General features: G+C 30.7%; 12 protein-coding genes. 2 read left to right on the forward strand and 10 right to left on the reverse strand.

From position 1 onward, the window contains the following. Window position 1 precedes the first annotated feature (1 nt). The 3 genes from ABV008_RS13890 to ABV008_RS13900 all read right to left on the reverse strand — a co-directional run bounded on the left by ABV008_RS13890 (window position 2) and on the right by ABV008_RS13900 (window position 4,189). Complete coding sequence (locus ABV008_RS13890) at window positions 2-370, reverse strand: GntR family transcriptional regulator (RefSeq protein ID WP_352420435.1); 369 nt, start codon at window positions 368-370, stop codon at window positions 2-4. A 260-nt stretch (window positions 371-630) separates the two neighbouring features. Further along, a complete protein-coding gene (locus ABV008_RS13895) occupies window positions 631-2,454 on the reverse strand; it encodes an ABC transporter ATP-binding protein (protein ID WP_352420477.1) in 1,824 nt (607 codons plus the stop codon). Next, window positions 2,447-4,189 (reverse strand): ABC transporter ATP-binding protein, encoded by a 1,743-nt coding sequence (locus ABV008_RS13900; RefSeq protein WP_352420436.1) that lies wholly within the window; start codon window positions 4,187-4,189, stop codon window positions 2,447-2,449. Before ABV008_RS13900 ends, ABV008_RS13895 begins: the two co-directional genes overlap by 8 nt. Window positions 4,190-4,379: 190 nt before the next feature. Here ABV008_RS13900 and sigV point away from each other — a divergent pair, with 190 nt between their 5' ends. Further along, window positions 4,380-4,865, forward strand: coding sequence for an RNA polymerase sigma factor SigV (gene sigV / locus ABV008_RS13905; RefSeq protein WP_352420437.1), 486 nt, complete (start codon window positions 4,380-4,382; stop codon window positions 4,863-4,865). 17 nt (window positions 4,866-4,882) lie between these two features. Further along, the gene (gene rsiV / locus ABV008_RS13910) at window positions 4,883-5,773 is read left to right on the forward strand and encodes an anti-sigma-V factor RsiV (RefSeq protein WP_352420438.1); all 891 of its coding nucleotides are present in this window, start codon (window positions 4,883-4,885) and stop codon (window positions 5,771-5,773) included. 176 nt (window positions 5,774-5,949) lie between these two features. Here rsiV and ABV008_RS13915 read toward each other — a convergent pair whose 3' ends face one another. From ABV008_RS13915 to ABV008_RS13945, 7 genes are all read right to left on the reverse strand, one after another. Then, window positions 5,950-7,128: an aldo/keto reductase gene (locus ABV008_RS13915; RefSeq protein WP_352420439.1), complete on the reverse strand. Its 1,179-nt coding sequence runs from the start codon at window positions 7,126-7,128 to the stop codon at window positions 5,950-5,952. A 2-nt stretch (window positions 7,129-7,130) separates the two neighbouring features. After that, entirely contained in the window at window positions 7,131-7,514 is a 384-nt protein-coding gene (locus ABV008_RS13920) for a MerR family transcriptional regulator (RefSeq protein ID WP_352420440.1), read from the reverse strand. A gap of 161 nt (window positions 7,515-7,675) precedes the next feature. Further along, window positions 7,676-8,215 (reverse strand): DUF5698 domain-containing protein, encoded by a 540-nt coding sequence (locus ABV008_RS13925; protein ID WP_352420441.1) that lies wholly within the window; start codon window positions 8,213-8,215, stop codon window positions 7,676-7,678. A gap of 451 nt (window positions 8,216-8,666) precedes the next feature. Further along, window positions 8,667-9,149 carry a DinB family protein gene (locus tag ABV008_RS13930; protein WP_352420442.1) on the reverse strand — a complete coding sequence of 161 codons (483 nt, stop codon included), beginning with the start codon at window positions 9,147-9,149 and terminating at the stop codon, window positions 8,667-8,669. Window positions 9,150-9,314: 165 nt separating this feature from the next. Continuing rightward, window positions 9,315-9,527, reverse strand: a complete 213-nt coding sequence (locus tag ABV008_RS13935; protein ID WP_352420443.1) for a hypothetical protein — start codon at window positions 9,525-9,527, stop codon at window positions 9,315-9,317. A gap of 208 nt (window positions 9,528-9,735) precedes the next feature. Continuing rightward, on the reverse strand, window positions 9,736-10,647 hold the full coding sequence (locus ABV008_RS13940; protein WP_352420444.1) for a helix-turn-helix transcriptional regulator: 912 nt from the start codon (window positions 10,645-10,647) through the stop codon (window positions 9,736-9,738). 316 nt (window positions 10,648-10,963) lie between these two features. Further along, window positions 10,964-11,617: a flavin reductase family protein gene (locus ABV008_RS13945; RefSeq protein WP_352420445.1), complete on the reverse strand. Its 654-nt coding sequence runs from the start codon at window positions 11,615-11,617 to the stop codon at window positions 10,964-10,966. Window positions 11,618-11,732: the final 115 nt, after the last annotated feature.

Below are 11,732 nucleotides of genomic sequence, written 5' to 3' on the forward strand. Positions count from 1 at the left end.
TCTATTCCCTCCCTTTAAACTTTAATATATAGTCTAAAACCTCTTCTGTAGGTATTTCAAGCCTATTAGCTTCTCTAATTATCCCAGGTAGTATTTCCTGAAAGAATGTATTCTGTCTTTTCTTCAAAATCTTTTTTCTTGCACCCTCAGCCACAAACATTCCAAGACCTCTTTTCTTATACAATATTTCTTCATCTACTAAAATATTGAGACCTTTTCTAGCAGTGGCAGGATTTATTTGATAAACTTTTGCAAATTGATTAGTAGAAGGTGCTTGATCTTCTTCTTTAAGGTTACCTGATAATATTTCATTTTCTATTAATTCTGAAATCTGTACATAAATTGATTTATCTGAATTTAAATCAAGCAAATCATCACCTCCATGTGATAGTTCATTGGTTAGTTACTTATGTAGATAAGTGTATATCGTTTCGCCATTTTTGTCAATGCTTTTAGAAAGTTTACTATCCCTTATTCTCTAACTACAGTTCACTTTTTAGTTTATTTTTCAAAAAATATAAAAGCTAGCATAGAAAATGCTAGCTTATTTTCAGGTAACTAATTCACATTGCTTCAAAGCCATTTTTTATTCAATTAGGAAAATCACAACCTTGATAAAATTTCTAGTTATCATACGTCAATATTGGCAAATTGACTTCGATGTAGATTATAATAATGTCCTTGTTTTTCAAGCAATTCTTCATGGCTGCCCTTTTCTACTATCTTACCATGATCTATTACCATGATAATATCTGCATCCTTTATTGTAGATAGCCTATGAGCGATTATAAAAGTAGTTCTATTTTTCATAAGCTTTACCATGGCTTCTTGAATTTTTAATTCTGTTCTAGTATCTACCGAGGATGTAGCTTCATCTAGTATAAGTATAGACGGATTAGCTAAAATAGCCCTTGATATGGTTAGCAGTTGTTTTTGTCCTTGACTTAAATTAGTTCCACCTTCGTTTAAAAATGTATCATATCCTTGAGGTAGTTTATTTATAAAATCGTCCGCCATTGCAAGAGTAGCTGCCCTAATTATATCTTCATCTGTAGCCTCTAAGTTTCCATACTTAATATTTTCTTTTATTGTACCTGAGAATAAATAAGTATCTTGCAACACCATACCAAATATTTTTCTTAGGCTATTTTTTTGATAATCCTTAATATTAATCCCATCTATTAATATCTCACCCTTATCTATTTCATAAAATCCAGTTAAAAGGTTTACTATGGTAGTTTTCCCTGCTCCAGTAGGCCCAACTAAAGCAATATTAGTCCCTGATGCCACCTTAAAAGAGATATCTTTAAGAACTGTCTCACCTTTTGTGTATTCGAAAGTCACATCCTTAAACTCTACTTCACCTTTAATATTATCTATAACTATGGCATTATCACTATCTTTTCTTTCCTCCGCCTCATCTAATATCTCAAAAACCCTCTCTGCCCCCGCTATCCCTGATTGCAATGTGTTAAATGTATTTGCAAGTTCATTTAATGGTCTTGTAAATTGCTTTGAATAGGAAATAAAACTGGCGATTACTCCTACAGAGATAATACCTTTTACAGCTAAACTTCCTCCAAATATGGCGATAACACCAAATCCAAAGTTATTTATTACATTCATAAGAGGCATAATAAATCCAGACCAAATCTGAGCTTTAACTCCTACATTTCTTAATATGTCATTTTGAACTTTAAACTCATTTATTACCTTCTCTTCATTATTGAATGCTTTCACTACATGTATTCCTGCTATGGATTCTTCAATATGACCATTTAATTTGCCCAGAGTCTTTTGCTGTTCCCTAAATAAAAGTTTGGTCTTCTTTGCTATAAATCTAGTTAAAAAGTATACCATTGGCACAGTAATCATACTTGCCACAGTCATTAATGGACTTAGGTATATCATCATAACTAAGGAGCCTAATATGTTAACTATAGACGCCATAAACTGGACTGTCGATTGAGATATAGTAGTACTTACATTATCAATGTCATTAGATAATCTGCTCATAATCTCGCCATGAGTATGTATGTCAAAAAATATAATAGGCAATGATTGAAGCTTCCCAAACAACTTTTCCCGTAAAGTAAATACTACTCTCTGGGCAATTCCAGCTACCATATACTCTTGCAAAAATGTAAGCATGTTGTCTAGTATATATATGGATAATAGTAAGAGTACAATAACTTTTAATTTTTCAAACTCAACAAGGGACTTCCCAGGAAATATAGCATCTATTGCTTTTCCAATAAAAAATGGAACTAATAGCCCTAATAGCCCTGATATAATTATCAATAAAAAGGTTATAAACAACTGTTTTTTTTCATTTTTAAAAAAGTCCCATAATCTCTTTAAAGTATGTCTAACGTCCTTAGCTTTTTTTACAGGCATAATTACGCCTCTTCCTCCTGAAATGCCTACAGGACCTCTCTGAGCTTGTCTAGACATCAAGGCTATGCACCTCCTTTCCTATCTGGGAATGGTAGATATCTTGATATATTTCGCAATCTTTCATAAGTTCCTCATGAATTCCTATGCCTACTATTTTACCTCTATCCATTACAAGGATTTTCTCTGCATCCATTACAGATGTAATTCTTTGAGCAATTAATATTGTTGTAGTATCTTTTAAATATTCCTTTAGTCCTTTCCTTATATTTCTCTCAGTTATTAAATCTACTGCAGATGTACTATCATCTAAAATAAGTATAGTAGGCTTTTTTATAAGAGCTCTGGCTATGGATATCCTTTGTTTTTGACCTCCTGATAGATTTACTCCCCCTTGTCCTAAATAAGTATCATAGCCTTCATTAAAAGACATAATGAAACCATGAGCTTGAGCTATTTTTGCAACCTTTTCTACTTCTTCGTCTGTAGCATCTTTATCTCCCCATTTTATGTTGTCTTTTATGCTTCCCGTAAATAATAAAACCTTTTGCGGAACTATGCCTATTTTTTCTCTTAATTCATTAAAGCTAATATCTTTTATATCTATATCATCAATCTTAATTTTCCCCTCAGTTACATCATAAAATCTTGGTATTAAATTAATTAAAGTAGATTTGCCTGCACCTGTAGTACCTATAATAGCTAGAGTTTCACCAGGTTTTGCAGAAAAATCAATATCCTCTAATACATACCTGCTACCAGAATGATATCTAAAATATACTTTTTCAAATTCTAGTTGTCCTTTTACCCCTATAATTGGAATAGGAGCGTCCTTAGTCAATATAGTGTTTTCTGCTTTAAATACTTCTCCTATTCTCTCAGCTGAAGCCTTTGCTCTGATATACATATTTAATACTCTAGTCATTATCATAAGAGCAAAAAGAACCTGTGTCATGTAGTTGATAAAGGCCATTATTTTACCAACTTCCATATTCCCTACATTGGCTCCTAATCCACCAAACCACAAAACTAGCACTATGCCTATATTTACAACTAATGCCACAACAGGGTTAAAAACCGCTGTTATTCTCATACCTTTAAGTGTGATGCCTTTTAAGTTCTGGTTTACTTTTCTAAAGCGTTCCTGTTCATAGTCAAATCTATTGAATGCCTTTACTACCCTAATACCAGCTAAATATTCTCTCATTACTCCGTTAACCTTATCTAAAGCTTTTTGAATTTCCGTAAAGATAGGATAGGAGATTTTAAGATTTAAGGCTATAACTATGCCTACTACTGGAACTACTCCTAGAAGTATCAATGCCATTTTGGGATTTAATATAAATGCCATGACTATAGCTCCTAATCCTAGGACAGGAGCTTTTACAAAAACTCTCATCATTCCATGAGAAAAGTTTTGTATTTGATTTACATCGTTAGTCAGTCTAGTAATCAATGAAGCATCTTGAAATTCATCAATATTGTCGAAGGAAAAATCTTGTATTTTAATATATAAGTCTTCTCTTAAATCTGCCCCAAAGCTTTGTGATACTCTAGAGGATACAATATTTCTGACAACTGCACAGATAGCCCCTAATGCAGTCATCAAAAGCATAATTCCTCCTAGTTTAAGTACATAATTCATATCTCCCCTTTTTACGCCATTATCTATTATCTTTGACATAATAGTGGGCTGTATTAAATCTCCCATGGTTTCAAGAATTAAAAACGTAAGAGCTATAAAAAACTGTTTTTTGTATCTATTTATATATTTACTTAGATAGCTTTTATTCATCCTTAAGTTCTCCCTATTATGATATATAATAATATTATATTATTTAGACACCCTAAATACAATATTAATTAGAGTTATAATCCACACTTATGAAAATAATAAAAATATAATAAAACTTTTTATAATGTTTAGCCGTCTATGTAGTGTAAGACAATTTAAGATACGTATCAAAAAAGGGGACCTCGATTATATGAAAAACAAAGACATGGAAAAAGTACTTTCAGATTATATTATAAAAGATAAAGAAAAATACTACAGGCTAGCATATAGTTACGTAAAAAATGAAGAAGATGCTTTAGATATAGTACAAGAATCTATATATAAAGCTATTTCATCTCTAAATACAATCGAAAATCCTGAGTACATAAAAACCTGGTTTTACAGAATTGTAATTAACACTTCTTTAGATTTTTTACGGAAGCAAAAGAAAATATTAATAACAGATGATGAAACCTTAGAATTTTTTAGTCCTGGGGCAGATGATAATTATGAAGACATAGATTTGCAAAGGGCCTTAGATGATTTGCCCCCTAATTATCGTAGCATCGTAGTACTTAGATTTTTTGAAGACTTAAAAATAGAAGAAATAGCATATGTTTTAGAGTTAAATATAAATACAGTAAAGACTAGGCTATATTCTGCGCTAAAAAAACTACGAATAAGTTTAGAAGAATAATATTTGGGAGGCAAAGTATGAGTAATAAAAAAGTTGAAGAATTAAAAAGACAATATATGGATATACCCATTCCTGAGAAATTAGATTTTATTGTGAGAAAAACTTTGAAAGATGGAGGAATAAAAGATATGAAAAAAAATAATAAATATAAATGGATTAGTGCTGCTGCTGCTGTAGCAATAATATTTACTGCAAGCATTAATATTAGTCCAAGCTTTGCAGAAACACTATCAGAAGTTCCAGTTATAAAAGGTCTAGTTAAAGTGCTTACCTTCAGAGAATATAAAGTAGATGAAGACAATTATAATGCTGACATTAAAGTACCAGCTGTAGAAGGTTTAGAAAACAAAGATTTGGAAAATAGCTTAAATAAAAAATACATCGAAGAAAATAAAAAACTATATGAAGATTTTATGGCTGATGTAGAAGACTTAAAGGCTAATGGCGGAGGACATTTAGGTATAGATAGCGGGTATGAAGTAAAAGCTGATAATGATAAAATCCTTTCTATAGGCAGATATGTAGTGAATACTGCAGCTTCTTCATCAACAGTGTTTAAATTTGATACTATAGATAAAGAAAACCAAGTATTAATAACTCTACCAAGCTTATTTAAGGATGATAGCTATATTGATGTAATCAGTGAAAATATTATAGAACAAATGAAAGAACAAATGAAAGCTGACGAAGGAAAAGTTTACTGGATCGAAGGCTATGTAGAAGAAGATCCTACTTCAGCATTTGAAAAGATATCATCAGATCAAAACTTCTATATAACCGAAAATAACAAATTAGTTATTTCCTTTAATAAATATGATGTAGCTCCAGGATATATGGGAGTAGTAGAGTTTGAAATACCTACAGATGCGATTTCTAACATATTGGTTAGCAATGAGTATATTAATTAGCTATAGTAGGGCTTTTGGTCTTGAAGGTAGAGCAATAGAATAATAGAATTAAAAATAATGAAAATAGGCCAAAGTTGTTTAATTCTGGCCTGTTTTTTCTTTCTTCATAAAATACATAAATTTAGGGTATAATACTTTTTTATAGGCTGATAGCTAAATACCCAATAAGTGTATCCTTATAGCTTCCCCCTATTTAAATTAACTAAGGATTTAATCTCCATTTTAATCTCATTAAGTCTATCTAAGGATTTATTATCTAGCTTCTTTGTTTTTAGAATCTCCATATACATATTAACTCCTGATTCGTATTCCATGAGTTTGTTTTCAATACAATACTCAATTACATAAATCAAATCTTTATAGGTCTTCTCATAATTGAATGAAAGTTTAGAGTTTAAAATGTCTTCTAATTCTTCATACAGTACTTTTCTTAATTTTTTTTCTTCTTTTTCTATAAACTGATTTATGTCTTCTATGCTTTCTTTATCTAAAGACCAGTTTAGAGATATACTGTTTTCTTTTAAATGTTCTATATTAGTTGGTCCCGTAAGACCTACAATAACTCCAGGATTTTGAATTGTCCATGAAATAGCTACTTGTGCTGGTGTCTTTCCATATCTATTACCTAGCTCTCCTAACTTCTCTGCTATTCTCATACCTGAAATTAGCCTAGATTTCTTAAATAATGGATCTATGCTTCTAATATCATTATTTGCAAATTGTGTACTATTGTTAATTGTTCCCGATAGTAAACCCCTACCTGTTATACTAAATGCTATAATATTAAAATCATATCTTGCTTGCAATGGATGAAGCTCCCTATACCTATAAGTGCTAACTGGACTCATTTCAGCTAAGACAAAAGATATATCTCCTAAATCTAGATATTCTATAGTTTTATCTAAGGGTAAGTGTCCAACCCCATAGTATTTTATTTTCCCCTCTTGCTTCAAGGATTCTAAGGCTTCAATGGTTTCATCTACAGGTGTATTAGGATCATGGAAATGAACTTGATAAATGTCTAGATAATCAGTTTTAAGGTTTTTTAGACTAGATTCACAGGAGGACTTGACAAATTCTTTAGTTAGATTAACCTTATTTCCTGCAGAAAGCCCTACTTTAGATGCTATGGTAATGTCATTTCTAAAAGGTTTAGTAGCTTTACCAAGTATGTCTTCTGTATCTGAATAACTACTTGAAGTATCATAAAATCTTATACCTAGTTCATAAGAATGTTGTAAAATTCTAATCATTTCAGATTCTTCAAGTTTAGCCCCATAAGCTCCACTTAATGCATAACATCCATATCCAAGAGATGAAATAGGTAAATCTAAAAAAGGTTGTTTTTTAGTCACTGTTATTTCCCCCTTTGAAGGCTTTCTATTTTCCCAATAATTTTTTCTAGATGATTTTTCACTTTCTTTAATTGCTTTTCTTTCTCTAAGATTTCTAAATGCTTTAATTTTACTCCCTCAAGCAAAGTGTTAATATCATCTTTGTTTATAGTCCTATTTTCTAATCCTCTATCAATCCTTTCATCAATTTCTAAAAGCTTCTTTATATCCTCCAATGTAAACATCATCTCTTTCATAGCCATGATGTTTTGTAGTTTTTTAATGTCTCTTTCAGTGTAATGTCTATTGCTTTTTCTTCTTTCAACAGTAAGAAGCCCAATCCTATCATAATATCTAAGCGTTTCAACTCTAATTCCATATTCTTTTGATACTTCTCCAATTAGCATAATAATCACCTCTATAAATAGTATATATCCTTGAGTTAACTACAGGTCAAGATAATATTTTAAATATAACTAACTTATAGAATTTCAATTTTATTGATAAAAAAAACAAGGTAGACATTTTTCATTATCCACCTTGTTAACTACTACAGTTAACACATTTTTTAAGCTTCTTTAAGTCTTGTAGTCGTAATCTTGCCATCTACTTTACTTAAAGTTTTAACTTTTAAAGTTGGATTTACTACTCCAAACTCTTTTATAATACTCTCAAGTATTTTGAATTCTTTTCTCTTGATAACAACTTCAATTTGATATCTTTTCTCCTCATTATTTCCCCTAACAAGAGAATTATTAACTGTATATCCCGTCTCCCTAAGTCTTTTCGATATTTCTATAACTTTGCCTTTATCATTCAAAAATAAATCTACTTCCAAAATACCTAAGGCTAACCTATCTTCAATTTTATTACCAATGAAAACCCCAACAGTTTTGCCCAAAGCATATGCTATAGTGAATTGAAGTCCTTCCGAACTAGTAACCTTACTAACAATAGTTGCAAAAATCATGGCATCTGCAAAAACTAATAAATAAACTGGGTTCATAATTTTTTTAGACATTAATATTGTTTTTAAGGTCGCTAAAACATTTGTAAAAGCAGTTACCAAAAATAGACCTATAAGTGCAAACATAAGATTTGTTGTCATTACAACACCTCCTTTTAAAATTTTAGTCATCAAAAAAACTAACATACAATTTGTATGTTAGTTAGTATTTAATTAGTCGTATACATATTTAAATCAATTCATATTGAAAATTCAAGATTGAATAAATCTGATCCCTTTAGGGCTTATATGTATAAAGAAGCGATAGATATAAAAATCATCATCATATTTTTAAAGTAACGATAGGATTATTATAAAAAACATTTTGTGATAATTTAACTGCTTTCCAACTATTAATCTAACCTTTTAATTATACTACACACCTCAGTTATTTGCAAGTATAATTGTCGTAAATATTCCAATTTCATTTGCTATTTTTTCATACTCAATATCATTCACATAATGGAAACCATCCAAGTTAATTATCTTCCATCTTCGTCATTTTTTATATAATTCTTCTGAAAAAATCTTCATTGGATGAAAACAATAATAGTTATTTCCCTGACAACGCCCAGTTTTCTATTATATAATTAGGTATTTGAATATCTAAAGCATAACAGAAAGCAATTATCTGACCTATATGCATTGACTCATGAGATATCATTGAAGATAGATGAAATGATAGGGGTAATTTTTTCCCAAACCATTCTACATAAGCATTTTCATCAATACTTTCTAGAACTTCTACTAATTTAGAATCTAGTGATTTCATATTATCTAGAAGTTGTTCTTTAGTAAATTTACCATCAATTTGGCTATCTGGCGTACCATTAAAAGCCATTTTAGAATTACTGATAGCCACCATATAATCATCTTGAACCTCAATCATCTCTTGAAAATGCTTTCTAAATGTATTTAACCCTTTTCTTGGCAGTATTCTGTCAAGGTCTGCATCATTTAAGTCATTTATAAAGCTTATAGAACAACTTCTTATGAAATTCCATTCAAAAAGTATAGCTTCTAGATTCTTATCCATTAAAAACCCTCCTTATTTTTTAATAAATAGTTAAAACAACGACATTTGTTTATTTTCACATTTTCTTTTGTATGCTTCTCTTATATCTGACATTTTGTACGGCAAGCTGTATTTATCATATTCAATTTTAAATGTCTTCCATAACTGGTTTTTAGGCGGAAAATTCTATTCGTACTTTTCACCATATGTACTAATGTACTTTTGTTTTAACCCAGTGAACAATCTATCTAACTGCTGATAAAAGTACAATCGTTGATTTTGGCGTAATATTACTCCTAAAGATGGACTAACAAACCTAGCACCATTTTCTTCTGCAGCTTCTACTATAAGCTTTACATTTTCTTCAGTATCATTAATAAAAGGCAATATTGGCCACATAAGTATGCCTGTAAATATACCTGCTTTAGATATTTCCTTTTGTAGTTATATCCAAACCAACTTTCTCCACTTGACCAAGGAGATAGTGTTTTTTAGCTTCAGTAAGTTCGATGATCTAGACCTGATTATCCCCCCTTTTATTTTATTAGAATAGCTATTCTCTTTAATTATATCTAAGATATATGACATCAGTTTGTCATATTAGAATTTATTTTTCGTAAATTTTTAAAGCCTCTTTCATTCTAGTTATAATAATATCTTTTATGTGCTTTGGCTCTAACACTTCTACATAATTGCCAAAGGAAAGTATATAACCGTATACCCATTCATCCTCTGGAAAAGTCACGGTTACATCATAGGTGTTGTCTTTATTTCTTACTATATCCTTTTCATCAAAGTCATCGTAAATTCTATATAATGCATTAGGCTTAAATCTGAGTTTAAGAGTGACATTCTTTGTTGGCTCATCTTTATATTCTAAGCTTTGTATATTTTCTTTTTTTCTTCTTGAAAACACTTCACTATTTATTACAAGAACTTTTATTCTTGAAATACGAAAAATTCTAAAATCTGATTTCAATCTACAAAAACCATATAGATACCATGCATTACCCTTATACAATAATTTCATTGGCTCTACTACTCTATTAGTTGTATCACCTAAAGCATTGGTATAATTGAAGGTTATAACATGCCTTTTAAGTATTGATTTTTTTATTTTAATAAACTTATGATTTTCATTGGGATTGCTTCCCCATTGATTAAAATCCACCTGTACCCAGTCTTCAGAATTATCATCATTAAAAATAGCACTAATCTTTTCGAAAACAGAATCAATCTCTGGATATTTAGTCACTTGCAAAGTCTTTAAGGCCAAAATCAGGCTTTCCTTATCTTCTGTTGATAAGATAGCCTTGTTTATAGAATAATCCTGTAATAAGGAAATACCTCCACCATTTCCCTTGCTCATATATACCGGAACCCCTGCCATGGACAGCGCTTCTATGTCTCTATATATAGTCCTTGTAGAGACCTCCAATCTTTCTGCAAGCTCTTTTGCTGTTACTATTTCCTTATTAAGCAGTACTAAAGTAATCTCAATCAATCGACTTATCCTCATAATATCACCCATAATAATTATAGCAGTTAAATAAGACAAATGTATGTCATATTTAACTGCTATAAAGAAATTTATAAGGGAAGCATCCATTGTCTTTATATGTCAAGTGCACTTTTCCCTTATTTCATTTAACTCATCATCATTTTTCTATCCACTCACCTTTCAAGATACCCTTTTTAATTCTATCATAAAAAATCCCCTTTATTCCACAACTTTTCCTTATTTTCCTTCCTTCTATAAGCCCTAATTTCTTACCAAATCTAATCGTTCATTCCACAAGGATACAATTATTATGTGGGCGCTGAAGATTTTTTCATCACTTATATTTCACAAAACCTAGTTTATCATCTAAGGATTCTCCAGTTAAAGGATTTTTAGGCGAATGAATGTTCATAATAAATCCACTTTCACCAAAGCGACCTTTTTTATTTTCGTCGAAATATTCATCGTCCATAGCTATATGTTTAACGCGACCGCATATGATACAGCACTTGCTACCTTCATAGAGGGGCTTGATCCATTCTAAAGTACATTCTAGATTTAAAAAACATTCCTTAATTCTAGGCGCATTGATTGAAAAAGCCTTTTCAACTGTTAATCCGCTTTCCACTATTTCATCAAGCTCAAATTTATTATTTTCAATTGTCTTGTAACATTTATCCCAAATCTCTTTATTAGGAAAATTAATGCAAAACTCCTTATCTCTAGTTATATTTTTAATCGTATGTCCATATTCCATTTGAATACCACCCATTATGCAAAAATAGCCTCCTCTTTCTCCTCCTTCTCCCGAAAAAGAAGACCATGAATGCAAGCATGCATTAGGCAAACCGTTTTCTTTGTAAGTAGTAATTAAGAATATAGGCATTGGTACACCTATAAGATACTCTGCCCAGTTAAAAACTTCATACTGTCCTTCCCAAGTAGTAGCAAATGTTTCTGGCTTTTTATTCTCAAGCTCATATTTCATGATACATTTCCCCTTTCCCGATTTTCCAAAATAAATCCCTTGTATGATATGGTATTGTTTTTTCTGACAGAATAGGTTAAACTATCATTAAGTTGAATATTTTCAAACAGGCTAG

The sequence above is a fragment of the Proteiniborus sp. genome (assembly GCF_040308045.1).
Taxonomy (GTDB): domain Bacteria; phylum Bacillota; class Clostridia; order Tissierellales; family Proteiniboraceae; genus Proteiniborus.